The following is a 16,219-nucleotide window of genomic DNA, read 5'->3' as shown; positions in this document are numbered from 1 at the left end:
GGAGGATAAGAGGTGAAGAAGGGACAGGGGGGAAGAGGGGGAAGAGGGGGAAGAGGAAGAGGAAAGGGTTAATAAGTCTTGGGTATTAGCGGTTAATGTTACTTGACTCTCAAGAATGTTAGTAAGAGTTGGTAAGGAGGGAAGGATATTATTGAGAGAAAGTTGATTAACTTGGGTGTTGATGGTTAAGTCACTTTTAGCTAAGTCAAAGTCTAGGTTAATGTTTCCTGTTTGATTAATGGATGATGATGATGTTAAAAGGAGGGGGTTTCCTCTTTGATTGTCGATAAGGAGGTTAACTTTTCCTTTGGCATCTATATTATGAAGACTAATTTCTGCTAAGTTGCCAGAAATATCGACATCTAAATTTTGTGCGAGGGTTGGTAAGTTGACATTGACGAAAGAATCATCACAAAAGGAGAAGATTTGACATAAAGGAGAAAGGAAGGGAGTCAGATTAATTTCGTTACTGCTAAGATTTACTGCATAGGTTTTCTCTTGCCAGTTTCCATTTCCATTAACAAGGATTCGGTTTTGGTTTCCTTGGTTAACTAATTGAGTATCTATTATATTGACTCTATTTTTATCAATAACTAATTTACCTTCGGTGGCAAATTCTTCTTCTACGGTAGTAATGGAGGGAAGGGAAAAAGAAATTTCTCCTTGGGGGTTGTTTAAGTTTCCTTTAATTTCTCCTTTTGCTAATATTTGCCTGATGATTAATGATAAGGGAGGGGTTTCGATCGAACCCTCTGTTGGTGATAAAATATCATAGTTACTCCAGACATCTTGGGGTAAATCGGCGGTGAATTGAAAATTAAAAGGTATCTTGCTTAACTCCAGAGGTTTACCTTCTAAACGATTTTGATTAAAGTTAGTATTAATAACTCCCCCCGCCGTGATGATACCAGAAGGAGGTTTGACGGTAACTTGTTGAATGGTAAGTTTATCTAAATTGCCACTAAATTGACTATCAATATTGCCTAACTCCAATTTATCGACAAAAGTTTTATCAACCTTTACCTTACCCTCCATTTCGGGATTATCCAGATTTCCCGTTACTAAAATATTGGCGGTTAATAAACCATCGATGGTGACAGGAGATTTAACCCCAAGACTAGGTAAAACTTTTTTGAGATTAACAGGGTTAAGACTTCCTTGTAAGTTATACCCTATAAGTTGACTAATTTCTCCTCTCAGGGAGGCATCGATTTCTCCTATTTTTACACTGGCATACTCTACATTAAGGGATTCCTCTTTGATGTCGAGAAAAACATTTGTCTGAAAATTTTGATTAAGAAGAGGAGTCGTCTCGATTTTTTCCTTGAGGTTAAATGTATCTAATTCTAATGAGTCTAGTTTGGCTATATCAACTTTTCCTTTCACATCTTGTAGATTAACCTTCCCCTCGACATCGTTAATATTAAGAGTAGAGAGAGAAGGAGTGATAATTTTTAAGTTGCCGTTAAGGATGCCTTCTTGCAAATCAAGGGGAAGCATCGGAATTAATCTCGCTACTTGGGGTAAATTCAGATAACGAATTTCTAATTTATTGTCACTGGCGGTGTCGGCTAAAAGGGTTTCTCCTTGCAAATTAATACGACTAAAACCAATACGATTTTCTAAGTTATAAGTTAAGGGTTGATTTTCGTTGTCATAGAGTAAAGTTAATCTCCCCCTGCTGTCGATTTCTACCGCTTCTGTGGTGGCATTAGGAGAAATGGCTATCTTCCCGTTACGCAATGTCAGGTTAATTTTTGCTTCTATGGGAATACTTGGTAACTTGAGAGATGAAGGAAAGGGTTTTCTCTCGTCTTGGGGAGGCAATAATGTATCTAATTGCCCATACGCTTTTATCTCATTGGCAATAACGTTAATGGGTAACTGTCTTTGGAATAATAATGACCATAAATCTAAACTAATCTTAGCAGACTCGATCGACAAAAAACTAGGGTCTTCGATCGTGGGGGGGATGTCGATATTTTCGACAATAATTTCATTAAAAAGAGAATGACTAACCTCACCGAAAGTCACCTCCCGTGACAAAATTTTTGCCAACTCTGTTTCGATACGAGAGGGAATCACCGAATTAATTAAATATCTAGTGACACCATAGCCTCCTGCTAAAATACCCGATACCGTCACTAAGGAAATAATTTGAGTTTGCGGTTTACTGAGTAAAGTTGTTAATTTTTCCTTGAAAGTTAAAGGCTGAGGATTTGGATTATTATTACCCCAATCTTCTGGTTGCTGATTAGTCATTTTTCTTTCTCACACAATTTTCTCCTCTACTTTAATATATAGCGCTCTTCTATGATTCGTGGAAAAAGGAATTAAAAATTAAGAATTAAAAACTATTCGGCTTTTCTACAGTAGTTATGATATTTTAGTAATAAATAATCGCTAAAAGTATTGATATATAATAAATTTAGAATTTTAAAAATGCAAATATTATAAATTTAGAGTTTTAATTTAACCTAACACTTGCCACCTGATACCTGACACCTTTTTTAGACATAATTTATCATACTCAAAGTAAGAGAGCCAACTATTCACTATTCACTATTCACTTTTTTAGGGTATTGTTGTTAGTAAAAATTAATTTTCAAAGACAATGGATAACCAACAAAATAATTCCCGTCATGAGCTAAGAGATTTAGTTCATTCTCAGTTACAATTACTGTTGGCACAAAATAATCTTGAAGGTGCTAAGGCTTTATTAATTCCCGTGCAACCTGTGGATATTGCTGAAGCTATCGAAGATTTACCTGAATCCGAACAGGCGATCGCATTTAGATTACTAGGGAAAGACAAGGCGATCGAAGTGTATGAATATTTAGAAATTCCCATACAACAAGCATTGATTGAAGACTTTAAACGACAGGAAGTCTTGGATATTGTGGGAAATATGTCTCCTGATGAGAGGGTAAAATTATTTGATGAGTTACCAGCCCAAGTAGTTAGTCGTATTTTAGAACAATTAAGCCCCGAAGAAAGACAGGCAACGAATTTATTATTAGGTTACGAAGAAGACACCGCCGGGCGCATTATGACTCCCGAATATGTGGCGTTTAGGAGTCACTTAACCATCAGCGAAGTTTTAAGTCAATTAAGGGCAAAAGCAAAGGTATCGGAGTTAATTTATTATATCTATGTCCTCGATAATTTTCGTCATCTCATCGGGGTTGTATCACTACGAGATTTAGTCATTAATCCCAAAGAAAGCACTTTAGAGCAGATTATGACTAAGGATATTATTTATGTTAAAACTGATCTTGATCAAGAAGAAGTTGCTCGAATTATTCAACGTTACGATTTTCTGGCTATTCCTGTAGTCGATCGAGAACAAAGATTAGTTGGTGTTGTCACCGTTGACGATGTAATTGATATTATACAAGAAGAAGCAACAGAAGACATATACGCCTTGAGTGGTTTATCGGCGGATGGAGATAATTATTTTCAGATGAATCTTTTTGCGGTGGCTAAAAAAAGAGTTACATGGTTATTAGTCTTATTAGTTACAAACAGTTTGACGGGTACAATTATCGGCGCACAGGAAGATATTTTAGCTCAAGTGACGGTGTTAGCCGCCTTTATTCCCCTGTTAATTGATAGTGGTGGGAATATTGGTACTCAATCATCTACTGTAGTAATTAGGGGTATCAGCACCGATGAAGTGAGGGATTTAGGAGTCATAAACGTTATTTATCGAGAAGGGGTGGCAGGATTAATTTTAGGGGTTGTATTAGGAGTTATCACCATGATTTGGGCTTACTTATTACCCCAAACTGACAATGATATAAATATCTCTTTCACTGTAGGAGTAAGTTTGATCGCTATTTCCTTTTTAGCTTCGATCGCAGGTTCTGCTCTACCCTTTTTATTCAAACGTTTGGGACTCGATCCTGCCTTAATGTCTGGTCCCTTTATTACAACCGCAGTGGACGTTTTAGGGGTGTTAATTTATTTTAACGTTGCCCGTGTCATGTTAGGATTTTAAACTATTTTTACTTATACTGTTATAAACTATTATGTCATCATTAAAGATAAAATCAGGCGATCGAGTTAGAGTAATAGAATTACCCCCTTATGTTAAAACCGCCGATCCTATGCCCATGTTACGCCCTGCTAAAGTTATTAGCTTAGGAGAAGAAGGCATAGTCTTAAATACACGCCCTGCTGGTTATTGGGCAATTCGTTTTACTCAAGGTGCTTTTTTACTAGAAAGTAAATATTTTGAAGTAATAGAGTCAGCCGAATAAATCAGAAAATCATTACCTATTACCGATTACCTATTACCTATTACCTATTAATATGCCCCGTTATCTTTAGGGAAAAGCACAACACCAATAGTTTTGAGTATAATCCATATATCCAAAAACCAGTTATGATGATTAACGTAATAAACATCAATTAAAACGCGCTGAGGGTAAGGAATATCATTTCTGCCTGATACCTGCCATAATCCCGTTAACCCCGGTTTGATAGTTAAAACTTTATCTATTTTCCCACCGTATTTATGTAATTCTTCGGGGACAAGAGGACGAGGACCTACTACACTCATATCCCCTTTGAGAACATTAAAAAACTGCGGAAATTCATCTAAACTGGTGATGCGCAAAAAATGTCCAATCAATGTAATACGAGGATCATTTTTTAGTTTGAAAGTTTCTTCAAATTCCTGACGTTTTTCAGGACATCGAGCTAACATATCTTCCAATACTCGATCGGCATTAACTACCATTGTCCTAAATTTAAAACACTTAAAATGCTTAAAGTTTTTACCAACCCTTTCTTGGGCATAAAAAACCGGTCCGGGAGAACTAATAGCGATTAAGATTGCTAAAATTAAGTATAAGGGGGAAAAAACCACCAATACAGAAGCGGAAAATACAATATCAAAGGTACGCTTTAAGAAAGCCTTTGTAAGCCTAATTTTTTGTTCTTTGCTAGGCACACGAGATATATTTACTAAACCTCGTCTTGCCAAACTTTGAATTACCTTTGCCGATACAAGTTGGCTATTTGCTGTCATTTTACTCCTTCACACCATGGATAAATCGTAATCTTGATATTGCTATAATTCAAGATACTTCATTTTTTTTATTATTGTCTAGTATTTTAAATCCTTTTTGAAAATATTAACCAAGTATATTTAACAATCCCTATTTAGACGGTAAAAAAACATTAAAGCCGAGGTAGGAAATAGGGAATTGAGAATTGTGAATTATAAAACCGATAATAAAGCGTCACCCATAGCCTGACAACCGACTCCTTTACATCCTTCTGACATAATATCTCCCGTACGATAGCCTAAATCTAAGACTTTTAACACCGCTTTCTCGATTTTATCCCCAGGGGTTGGTTCATTTAATCCATAACGCAACATCATAGCGGTACTTAATACTTGGGCTAATGGATTGGCTTTGTCTTCTCCTGCAATATCAGGGGCTGAACCGTGTACAGGCTCGAATAATCCGGGGTTTTGACTGCCTAAACTTGCAGAAGGTAACATTCCAATACTACCCGTTAACATAGCCGCCGCATCGGAGAGAATATCACCGAATAAGTTACCAGTTACGATCGTATCAAATTGTTTGGGATTACGCACTAACTGCATCGCCGCATTGTCAACGTACATATGAGTTAATTCTACATCGGGATATTCTTCAGATATTTTGATGACTCGATCGCGCCATAATTGAGATACATCTAAAACGTTAGCTTTGTCCACTGAGCATAATCTTTTTTGGCGTTTTTGTGCTGTTTCAAAAGCTACCCTTGCAATTCGATCGATCTCTGACTCAGTGTAAGCCATTGTATTTACTCCTCGTTTTTCCCCTGTTTCGGTGGTGAAAATACCTTTCGGTTTTCCGAAGTAGATACCCCCCGTTAACTCTCTTACTACCATAATGTCCACCCCTTCCACCACTTCTTTTTTCAAACTGGAAGCATCGATTAATTGAGGTAAAATTGTTGCAGGGCGTAAATTTGCGAATAAGCCTAAAGCGGAGCGAATCCCTAATAATCCTGTTTCTGGGCGTATCTCACGGGGTAAATTATCCCATTTATAGCCCCCGATGGCGGCTAACAATACCGCATCACTGGCTTTACATTTATCGATGGTTTCTTGGGGTAATGGAGTCCCTGTAGCATCGATCGCACTTCCCCCAATCAACGCTTCTTGAAATTCAAACTCTATATCGCACTGTTGAGCAACGGCTTTTAACACCTTGACGCTTACAGCCATAATTTCAGGTCCAATACCATCACCGGGTAATAATGTTATAGAATATTTTTTGGTCATTATTTTTAATAATTTCTTTTATATTTCTCTCGCAAAGACGCAAAGTCACAAAGTGTCTTTATGATTATTTTTTATCTGAGTTCAAGTATTTTTTTACATAAAAAATGGTGGGCATTGCCCACCCTACTCTATTGTTCATGCTCGATCGTTAATTGTCAATAGTTCGACAAGCAACGCATTGAGTTAACCTTTGTTTTAACGACTCAGAAGGCAATTTTTCAATAATTTCTCCTGCAAAAGCATCGATTAAAAGATGTCTAGCATCGTATTCATTTAAGCCACGACTACGCAAATAAAATATCTCATCGGCTTCTAATTGGCTAACCGTTGCACCATGCGCACATTTCACATTATCCGCCGTGATTTGTAATTCGGGTTTGGTGTTAATTCTAGCCTTGTTGGATAGCAATAAATTGCGGTTAAGTTGGGAAGCGTTGGTTAATTGTGCTAATTTGGGTACATAAATTTTGCCATTAAATACACCTCGTCCACTATCATCAATGATATATTTATGGAGTTGATTAACTGTGCCGTGAGGTTTAGTTAAGTTAACTTGAGAATGAGTATCTCCCATTTGTTTACCCTGCAACATGGTTAAGCCATTAAGAGAAGTTTCCGTTTGCTCTCCTTCTTGATTAATATGGAGGTTATGACGATATAATTTGCCTCCTAAACTAACTTCATTGATGGTATAACGACTATTTTGAGCTTGGCTAACAATGGTATTAGCAATATGAAAACAATCTCCTGATTCCCTTTGAATACGAGTATGATTAATTTGAGCGTTATCTTTTAAGGTAATTTCGGTAACGGTATTAGTAAAATAATATTGTTGTTTCGCAGAATCCGAACATCCCGAAGCCACAGCCCCATAATATTCGATAAAATTAACACTAGAATTAGCCTCTCCCACTACTAAAATACGAGGTTGAGTTAAAGTTGATAGGTTATCTCTGGCGGTTAAGTGTAATAAGTGAATGGGGGTTTCAATCTCGCTATTTTTGGCAACCCAGATAACAAAACCATCGCTGATTCCAGAGGTATTTAAGGCAGTAAAAACTTCATTTTCGTCATTATTTTTGCCTAAATAACTACTAATTTTATTAACTTTATCTTGGGGTAAATTTGCTAGGTTGCCGACATAGACAGTATCAGGTAAAGCAGTAATATCTGACAACTTGGGGGCATAATAACCGTTAACAAAGACGAGACGAGAGGAGGAGGCTTCTTTTAAGGCAAATCCCTCTAAGATTATGTCGTTTAATTCTTTTGGGGTGGATGAGTGCCAATCCTGTTGAATTAAGTCGGATAAGTCGGTAAAACGCCAGTTTTCATCTTTATCGGTGGGAAGATTTAATTGCACTACTTCATTAGCAGATTTTTGACGAATTTTCTCCAGATAAATACCTAATTCATTGGTGATATTAAGGGGTTGATTTTCACTTAGTTGTAATAACCCTCCTAGATAAGCGTCTTTTGTCATTTTAAATGTGTCTGGTGTTAATATTGCGATCGAGTTTTCCATAATTAATAATTGTAGATGTTAGGATATTGGAGATTTAATCAATACACATCGGGAATAAAAGATTTTTCGTTGTTTTGTAGTAAGGGCTTCAGCCCTTGTTGTTTCAATGATTGGAGATTTAATCAATAGCCCACCGTGTAATGAATTACACGGCTAATAGCAAAAGTCGGCTAAAGCGACTAAATTTTTTAGAAATTACGCATTTGTAGCAAAAATTAAAGGATTGAGATTCCTTCGCTACTCTCGGAATGACAGAATATCTTTAGAGATGCGTAAGTCTTAATTCTTAATTCTTCATTCTTCATTCTTCATTCTTCATTCTTAATTCTTCATTAAACTGGTGCTAATTCTTCTTCTTCAAGAAAGTCGTAACCTTTTGCCTCTAATTCAAGGGCGAGGTTTTTATCTCCACTCATGACGATTTTTCCTTGATACATCACATGAACAAAATCTGGGGTAATGTAATCTAATAATCTCTGATAGTGGGTAATTAATAAAAAGGCATTGTCAGAATTTCTCAGTTGATTTACCCCTTCAGAAACGATGCGCAGTGCGTCAATGTCTAATCCTGAGTCGATTTCGTCTAAAATCCCTAAAGTTGGCTCTAATAATGCCATTTGCAGTATCTCATTGCGTTTTTTCTCCCCTCCCGAAAAGCCTTCGTTTAAACTTCTAGCTAAAAAAGCAGAGTTCATTTTTACTACTTCTAATTTTTGCTCTACTAAGTCTTCAAAGTCGAATGCGTCCAATTCTTCTAAGCCTAAGTGTTTGCAACGGGCGTTATAGGCAACTCTCAAAAAGTCGAGGTTACTTACTCCGGGAATTTCTAGGGGATATTGGAATGCTAAAAATATACCTGCTAATGCCCTTTCTTCAGGCTCTTTTTCTAGTAAGTTTTCCCCTTGATAAATGATTTCTCCTCCCGTGACTTCATACTCTGGATGCCCTGTTAATACTTTAGAAAAGGTGCTTTTTCCTGAGCCGTTACGCCCCATGATAGCGTGTACTTCACCTGCTTTTATTTCTAAATTCACCCCTTTTAAAATGGGTGTGCCATCCACACTAGCTGTTAAGTTACGAACTGATAATATTGGTTGATTCATATTTATATTAGTTATTTTATTTAAGGTTCGATCGCACAGCGCCACTTTTAGTGATCGATTTAAGTACAAAGGTTCGATCGATTTTACTGTATCATTATATTTTCTGTCGATCTATTCTACTGGACTTTAGCAACAATTTTGTTGTTTAACTAAAAAAAATTAGGGCTTTCTTACTTTGAGTATGATAAATTGTGTTAAAAAAACTGTCTGGTATCAGGTATTAGGTGATAATATAAGATAAAATTTATAACCCATATTCCGCATATTTTAATAGAATATAAAAATCAATACACAAAAACATCTATAAACTATATTTACTTAAGGTTATTTTAGAATTGGTTTGAGGAACAAAGTTTATGTCTTTACTGGAAAAACTAAAAGAAAAACGCCAAGAAATTTTGGATTTAGCTGATAAACATGGGGCTTTTAATGTGCGAGTTTTTGGTTCGGTAGTGAGGGGAGAAGATACCCTAGATAGTGATATTGATTTTTTGATTGATTATGATTCAACCAAGACTAGCCCTTGGTTTCCGGGAGGTTTATTAATGGATTTACAGGAACTTTTAGGGCGTAGGGTGGATGTTTTAACGGAAGATGGTATTAGTGTCTTGATAAGAGAGCAAATTTTGACGGAGGCTCAACCTTTAATGTTAATTAGATAAAGATTATGAAAATTTTAGTAACAGATTTTGATGGTGTTATTTGTGATGGTTTAAAGGAATATTTTTACAGCAGTAAATTAGTTTATCAATCAATTTGGCATGACAGTTCATCGATCGAGCTTGATAGTTTACAATCTCAGTTTAATATATTACGTCCTGTGGTAGAAACTGGATGGGAAATGCCTTTATTATTGAGAGTTTTAACTTGGGGTGAAACTCCTGAAAATATTTTAAAAAATTGGCATAATATCAAAGAAAAAGCTGTAAAATTGCTTGATTTAGAAGGAATTAACATAACTACTCTTAGTAAAAAATTAGATGAAGTTAGAGAAAAACAAATTAGAGATGATATTAATAAATGGTTATCTTTACAAAGTTTATATAATGGAGTAAAAGCTAAAATTAAACAACTTATTAATCAGCAAATAAAAATTTATATAATTACGACTAAAGAAGGCAAATTTGCGAGACAGTTATTAGAAAAAGAAGGCATTTATTTAGCAGAAAATACTATTTTTGGCAAAGAAGTTAAACGCCCTAAATATGAAACTTTAAGATTAATCATTGAAAAAGAAAAAGTGGAAGCGGGGGAAGTGTGTTTTATTGAAGATAGATTGGAGGCTTTAGAATTAGTCAATCAGCAGTCAGATTTACAACAGGTAAAACTATTTTTCGCCCTTTGGGGTTATAATACTGAAGAAAGTAAACAGAAAGCACAAAAAAATCCGAACATTAATTTGCTTTCGTTAGTCAATTTTACTAGCAATGATGTATTCTAATGTTGAATGAGATTTACTAGCAAGTCAGGAAATGAGTTATACCACAGACGAATTAATTAAATTTTTAGAGTTAGAATTAAGGGCAACTTGGGGAGGAAAGAGAATTATCTTTAATGCGGAAGAAAAGCTAGATAATCCTGTGGTAGCCAAGGCGATGGATTTAGAAAAAATGAGTCGGGTTTTTGTCTTCCGTGATTTTCGTCAACAAATCCATGAATATCAACGACAAAATAAGGTTTCTGGAGTAATTTGGCGCAAGGTTAATTTTCAAGGCAAGTCTTTTAGTTGCCCTGAAGTTTATAATCAATTAATCGCTATTGAGGGGGATAAGGAAATTCTGATGAATGCTAAGGCTTCTGTGTTAGATTTTTGGCGTGATGCTACCGAAGGGATGAAGTTTTATCTTAGTATCGATCGAACCTCCCCTATATCACAAGAATATTTAGAACAATTATATCAAAAAGCGGAATGGGCAGAGTTAGATGGTGGAACAGATGAGATATATTTAGGTTTATGTTGGGGTAATCCGAAAGAATATATTTATCAATGGGCAAATCCTGAATCTGGTTGCCATCGCATTATCGCTACTTATAATCAACCCAGTGAAATCAACATTTAGAATTAATAATTAAGAATTAAGAATGAAGAATTGAGAATTAAGAATGAAGAATTGAGAATTAATAACTTTTGCCAGTTGCTTTTTACTCATTACTCATTACTCGTTACTTATTACTTATTACTCAATCTAATTAATTGTGAAATTGAAACATAAACCTAGTCAAAAATCATCTAATTCTAAACATAAAAAAAAGCCTTTTTCTCCTTTATATCAAGGTTTTATTTGGGGAGGATGTTTTACTATTACCGCCGCCGTTTCTAGTTTTTTAGGGATAACAGTGGGCTTAAAAACTCCCATTGATTTTAACCCTTTTATCAATAAAATAGAAGCTATTAAAAAATTTGGGATAAATGCTTTTTTTACTCAACAATTAGACAATCCTGTTAATATTTTAGTGATGGGAGTAGATGGTTTAACAGAGGAGAATGATTATTCTCCTAGTCGTTTTTCAGGGCGTAGTGATACGATGCTATTGGTACGTTTTCAGCCTGATGATAATTCTTTAAGAGTTTTATCAATTCCGAGGGATAGTCGAGTGAGATTCCCTAATGGACGTTATGATAAAATTAATGGTGCGAATGCTATAGGGGGAGTAGATTTTGCGAAGGAGGTTATTCAAGAAAATTTTGAGGGTATCACTATCGATAAGCATATTCGAGTTACTACTAATGCTTTTCGAGATTTAGTAGATTTAATCGGCGGTGTTGAGGTTTATGTACCGATGGATATGAAATATACTGATAAAACTCAAGGCTTGTATATTGATTTAAAGGAAGGAAAACAAGTCTTAAATGGTGATGAAGCCGAGCAATTTTCCCGTTTTCGTAATGATAATTTAGGGGATATTGGCAGGGTACAAAGACAACAAATGTTACTCAAAGCGTTACAGAAAAAGTTACAATCTCCTCAAGGTTTATTTAAAATTCCTCAAGCCATAAAATTACTGGAGGAAGAAATCGACACGGATTTGACTACGGCTGAAATCTTCAATTTGGCGGCTTTTGGGTTAAGTATTGACAAGCAAGATGTGCGTATGGTAATGTTACCCGGAAGACCTAGTTCTCCTCAAGAATATCGTCTTAGCTATTGGTTGATTTCTGAAGATGAGAAAAGTAGGGTAATTCAAGATTTTCTCAATGCTGATTCTCGTTCTGATTATAGTCGATCGAGCCAACGACTGCGTATAAGTATTCAAAACACAACTTCTAATCGACAATTAGCCCGAAAAGTGGCTTTATATCTGGAAGAAAACGGCTATGAAAATGTTTACTTATCTCGCAATTCTTCCTATGGTATCCCTGTTACTCAAATTATCGTGCAAAAAGGAGATACTCGATCGGCGCAAAGGATAAAACGCATTCTCAATTTTGGGGAATTAGAATCCTCCTCCATCGGGGAAATAGACTCTGATATTACTATTAGAATCGGGGATGATGCGGAAAAGTTGCTTCTTGATGATAGTTTTGCAAAATAGAAACAATGGAGAATTAAGAATTAAGAATTAAGAATTAAGACTAGAAGACGAGGAGACTTTTTCAACCACTCCTATCTATTGGTATTTCCAGTGCGTTACAAAAGCTGTTGAGACGATCGAGCAAAGCATTATAGTAAGGGTAAGCATCCTCTCGATTGTCTCGAAGATAGGTATATAAAGTTAACTCAGGCTCGGATGCTAGGTTACTTTTAGGAATATCTAAACCTGCTTCGGTTAAACGTGTTGCAGCGATCGCCACTAGCAATGCTCCAATAGTATTAGACTTTCCCCTATTAATATCCCTCAGTCCGGGTAAGATGACTTCTGCTCCGGGTAACTCATTAAGATTCATTATCTCTCCTCTTTAGCTTTATTTTCAAAACGTTTAATGAAGTTCTCTACTCGACTTCTGAATACATCAGGGTTAAGAGAAGGAAATCGGATTAATTCAGGTGCGATCGCTTCAAAGCAATCTCTTAATTCACTCAAAGAGAATAATTTATTTTTGTACATGGCTTCAACATCATTAAAATCTCGATCGAATCCCCTAGATAATTTAGAAAGAGCTTGGGCAGTAAAATCATAATGATAGAATGAGATTTGACCTCGTTTAGCAATAAATATGCTTCTCTCACGCCATTTTGGAACTGGTGGCAAAAAATCTTGTGGAGATGCCAGTTCGATATTGATGTCCAATTCTTGTTTGAGTTTAGCAATGGCTTGAAAAATACCCGAAGGTTCAGGGTCTAAACGAAGATCAACATCAACAGTAGAATCGCGCCACCCAATGAGTAAAGCACTAGCACCGCCTGTAAAGTAGATATTACCCTTTCCCTGAGCTTCTTGACCTAAGACTTGCATCAGCTTTTCTAACTTCTGAAAATCAACGTTTGAACGCATATTTTTGCGGTAATTATCTGCCTTAAGTTAGGAATTTGGTTTTATTATAATTGTTTAAATATTATACAAATGAAATTCCCTTTTTTCCCATCTTCAACAAGATATTTTTTCAAGAATCCCCATTTAAGAAAACAATAACAGGGCATGGTGGTTGATTTTGCAACGAACTTTTATTTTCAAAGAAACTCCATCGCCAAGGGGCTTTTTTTGCCGATGACATCCATAATAATTTTTTTGCCCTCGTCATGGCTACATATAATAAACGATATTCTTCGGCTTTTTTTTGATAGGTGTTTTCGATAAAAGCCTCATCTATAGAAATTTGTCGATAGTCTGATTCATTATGATAGTGAATTGCAAATCTTAGGCTCGATCGAACTACTTCGGGTAAACTATAATTACCATTACTAATAAAGTCATTCTTTTTATCAATATAAGTGCCATTACCGGGGATAATATTTTCGTGTAAAAAAGGAATAAAAACATAATCCCATTCTAAACCTTTAGCTTTGTGCATGGTAATAATAGTAACTTGCCCTTCTTGTTGATAAGTTTTTTCGTCTTCTATTTCTAAACTCTTAAATTTCTCACTATTGAGGATTTCTTGCAAAACATTAATTATTGATTTTAGAGAAATATTAGTTTTAATATCTTGTTTAATTCTTTCGCTTAATTTTTGTAAAGTAGCCAATTCAACTTGCTCATATTTTAAAGTTACAGAAATAAAAGGAATTAATTGATAAGGAGACAACTGCAAACGACTGTTTAACAGTTTAATACACTCATTTTTTAGTTTGATTGTCTTTTCATCTTGGGGGGAATCGAGCATAGTAGGATATAAAAATTTTTCGGGATAAATACTTAAAGTCTTTATATCTTCGATGGGAATATTTAGCCTTTCCGTGATAATTTTTAAGGTTTTTGTTAAATATTGGGAAGAATGAGGGCAGTCTAAAAACTGTAAAATAGATAAAACTTCTAGTAAAACTTTATTATAAATATCCGTATCATTGATTAATTTTACTTTCAGATTATGAGTTTTTTCTAAATCTTTTAACTCAGTATATAAAAAATTTCCCTGTTTATTTTCTCTGACTAAAATTGCAAAACTACCTTGTTTTTTGTCTTCTTTTTCTATTGATAAATTAATAATTTTTTCTCTGAGTAATTTCACTGTGTCAAATACATTTTCAGGAATTTCTATTTCAAGCCCTTTTCCTTCGGGTTGTGGATTAATATTGATTTGATTATCGGTATTTTCTACGGGTTTTATAAATTGATTTTCAAAGGGAATTAATGACTCTATATCTTTAATATTTTTCTGAGTTAATTCTTCTTCAATTTTTTGATTAACAAATCCTAATGTTTGATTCGCTGTATCGATGACAATTTGACAACTTCTTCCTGCTTGATTCATGGTATAAAACCGATTATTTTCTTGACATTGACGACAAAAATCTCGAAAATATTTAGGGTCAGCAGATGTAAAGGTAGAGTTTATGGCTTGATTAGAGTCTCCTACCCTGACAAAATTTACTTGATGACTATGGGTATCAGTGGCTAAGATTTTTAATAGTTTTTCCTGTAATGGGCTAGAATCTTGAGCTTCATCTTCAAACACGGCAAATACTTCCTGTTGCAATGTTTCTCTAGCTCGATCGAACTTAAGCACCCTCAAAGCTGATAAAATCAGATCATCATAATCGATACGTTGTTTTTTGATCATCAATGCTTGATATTCTTCATATAATCCCTTCGCTATCGTCATCAAAGGATAAGGATTATGGGGATTATCAGGTAAGGAAAAAGAATCATTCAAGGTTAAATCTGAACTTTTAATCAGAGAAATGGCATTAGAAGCAACTTTTGGCAGTATCTCATTTACTAATATCGACTCCCGATATAACAATTCTCTTTCCTCGTCATTGTCATTGATTTTTTTCACCCCTTGTAATAACACTTGGTAAAGTGAGGGATTATGTTTCACCCATTGATTTACCGTCTCAAAAATGAGGGGGTGAGTATAATTTTTTATATCTGTGAGGGTATTGTTTTCCATCGCTAATTGAGACAATTGGGGAAAACGATTCGCAATACTTACCGCTAAACTGTGGATAGTTTGCACGGTAAAACCAGTGGGAGATAGTTGTAAATCTTTGATTAAGATTTCGTTGATTTTTTTTTCAATACTGAGGGATGCCGATCGAGTATAAGTTACAATAAGTAACTGTCGATTAGTCAAATGAAGTTTATTTCGGGCGATAGTAATAGCGGCGGCTGTGGCTAAACCGTGAGATTTTCCTGCCCCCGGCACGGCTGAAACTGCCATTTTACCGCCTTTCCACAGTGCTAGTTGTTTTTGCCCTTGTCTTAAATTAGCAACTAAAGACTCTATTTTAGCTTCTAAATTTCGATCGATCTTATCATCTATCATAATTTTACCGACATTTTGTTAAAGTAAATTTGTAGGTTGATTAGCGACAGCATAACCCAAAAATTAGGGAAATGCAAGAAAATAAAGTACCAGTTAACCTGTATATATTATTGTCCACATCCAATGCCAGTAGTGTTGGAGATGGATGCCACAATTCTCGGGACTCATCTAATTCTTCCTGTGATGGCTTAATTCCTGTTTCATAGGTTTTTTCTAATATTTTTACGATGGGCTTTATTCCTTTCCATATCATATTTTTTGCCCATTCTAAAGTTTTTTCCACCGAGTCCAATATTGTTCCATTCCAGAAGTTTTCTAAACAAGCCCAACATCGTTCTATTGTGTTATAAGCTAAAACGCACTTGTATAGTCTATAATCATAATAACACAAATAAATTTGTTAATCTTAACCATGC

15 protein-coding genes are annotated in these 16,219 nt (G+C 35.3%); 6 read left to right on the top strand and 9 right to left on the bottom strand.

The genetic code is table 11. The features are described from left to right. A partial coding sequence (locus ACN4EE_RS03955) for an AsmA family protein (RefSeq protein WP_431705098.1) occupies positions 1–2,262 on the bottom strand: 2,262 nt, incomplete at its 3' end. Between the two features lie 352 nt (positions 2,263–2,614). On the opposite strand from ACN4EE_RS03955, the gene mgtE reads away from it, so the two are divergent. Together mgtE and sipA are read left to right on the top strand one after the other, a co-directional pair. Next, a complete protein-coding gene (mgtE, locus tag ACN4EE_RS03950) occupies positions 2,615–4,000 on the top strand; it encodes a magnesium transporter (protein WP_431705097.1) in 1,386 nt (461 codons plus the stop codon). Positions 4,001–4,031: 31 nt separating this feature from the next. Next, on the top strand, positions 4,032–4,262 hold the full coding sequence (gene sipA / locus ACN4EE_RS03945) for a regulatory protein SipA (RefSeq protein WP_431705096.1): 231 nt from the start codon (positions 4,032–4,034) through the stop codon (positions 4,260–4,262). Positions 4,263–4,309: 47 nt separating this feature from the next. Here the strand turns inward: sipA and ACN4EE_RS03940 are convergent, their stop codons facing one another. The 4 genes from ACN4EE_RS03940 to sufC all read right to left on the bottom strand — a co-directional run bounded on the left by ACN4EE_RS03940 (position 4,310) and on the right by sufC (position 8,935). Continuing rightward, positions 4,310–5,035, bottom strand: a complete 726-nt coding sequence (locus ACN4EE_RS03940; RefSeq protein WP_431705095.1) for an undecaprenyl-phosphate galactose phosphotransferase family protein — start codon at positions 5,033–5,035, stop codon at positions 4,310–4,312. A 192-nt stretch (positions 5,036–5,227) separates the two neighbouring features. Next, positions 5,228–6,307: a 3-isopropylmalate dehydrogenase gene (gene leuB, locus ACN4EE_RS03935; protein WP_431705094.1), complete on the bottom strand. Its 1,080-nt coding sequence runs from the start codon at positions 6,305–6,307 to the stop codon at positions 5,228–5,230. 148 nt (positions 6,308–6,455) lie between these two features. Continuing rightward, a complete protein-coding gene (sufD, locus tag ACN4EE_RS03930) occupies positions 6,456–7,790 on the bottom strand; it encodes a Fe-S cluster assembly protein SufD (protein WP_431705102.1) in 1,335 nt (444 codons plus the stop codon). Positions 7,791–8,164: 374 nt separating this feature from the next. Continuing rightward, positions 8,165–8,935, bottom strand: coding sequence for a Fe-S cluster assembly ATPase SufC (sufC, locus tag ACN4EE_RS03925; protein ID WP_431705093.1), 771 nt, complete (start codon positions 8,933–8,935; stop codon positions 8,165–8,167). Between the two features lie 356 nt (positions 8,936–9,291). Here sufC and ACN4EE_RS03920 point away from each other — a divergent pair, with 356 nt between their 5' ends. The 4 genes from ACN4EE_RS03920 to ACN4EE_RS03905 all read left to right on the top strand — a co-directional run bounded on the left by ACN4EE_RS03920 (position 9,292) and on the right by ACN4EE_RS03905 (position 12,469). Beyond that, positions 9,292–9,597: a nucleotidyltransferase family protein gene (locus tag ACN4EE_RS03920; protein ID WP_431705092.1), complete on the top strand. Its 306-nt coding sequence runs from the start codon at positions 9,292–9,294 to the stop codon at positions 9,595–9,597. Positions 9,598–9,602: 5 nt separating this feature from the next. After that, positions 9,603–10,376, top strand: a complete 774-nt coding sequence (locus tag ACN4EE_RS03915) for an HAD family hydrolase (protein ID WP_431705091.1) — start codon at positions 9,603–9,605, stop codon at positions 10,374–10,376. 31 nt (positions 10,377–10,407) lie between these two features. Next, positions 10,408–10,995, top strand: a complete 588-nt coding sequence (locus ACN4EE_RS03910; protein ID WP_431705090.1) for a hypothetical protein — start codon at positions 10,408–10,410, stop codon at positions 10,993–10,995. A gap of 136 nt (positions 10,996–11,131) precedes the next feature. After that, positions 11,132–12,469 carry an LCP family protein gene (locus tag ACN4EE_RS03905; RefSeq protein ID WP_431705089.1) on the top strand — a complete coding sequence of 446 codons (1,338 nt, stop codon included), beginning with the start codon at positions 11,132–11,134 and terminating at the stop codon, positions 12,467–12,469. A gap of 61 nt (positions 12,470–12,530) precedes the next feature. Here the strand turns inward: ACN4EE_RS03905 and ACN4EE_RS03900 are convergent, their stop codons facing one another. The 4 genes from ACN4EE_RS03900 to ACN4EE_RS03885 form a co-directional block, all read right to left on the bottom strand. Continuing rightward, positions 12,531–12,821, bottom strand: a complete 291-nt coding sequence (locus tag ACN4EE_RS03900; protein WP_431705088.1) for a hypothetical protein — start codon at positions 12,819–12,821, stop codon at positions 12,531–12,533. Then, the gene (locus ACN4EE_RS03895) at positions 12,821–13,369 is read right to left on the bottom strand and encodes a DUF6036 family nucleotidyltransferase (RefSeq protein ID WP_431705087.1); all 549 of its coding nucleotides are present in this window, start codon (positions 13,367–13,369) and stop codon (positions 12,821–12,823) included. The genes ACN4EE_RS03900 and ACN4EE_RS03895 overlap by 1 nt, the downstream gene beginning before the upstream one ends. Before the next feature lie 109 nt (positions 13,370–13,478). Next, positions 13,479–15,803: an ATP-dependent helicase gene (locus ACN4EE_RS03890; RefSeq protein WP_431705086.1), complete on the bottom strand. Its 2,325-nt coding sequence runs from the start codon at positions 15,801–15,803 to the stop codon at positions 13,479–13,481. 40 nt (positions 15,804–15,843) lie between these two features. Beyond that, entirely contained in the window at positions 15,844–16,194 is a 351-nt protein-coding gene (locus tag ACN4EE_RS03885) for an ISAzo13-like element transposase-related protein (protein WP_431705085.1), read from the bottom strand. Positions 16,195–16,219 lie beyond the last annotated feature (25 nt).

Origin of the sequence: Geminocystis sp. CENA526, assembly GCF_050753365.1 — a bacterium.
Classification (GTDB): domain Bacteria; phylum Cyanobacteriota; class Cyanobacteriia; order Cyanobacteriales; family Cyanobacteriaceae; genus Geminocystis.
The sequence above is the reverse complement of the archived record's forward strand: the minus strand, read 5'-3'. Positions and strand labels throughout refer to the sequence as shown.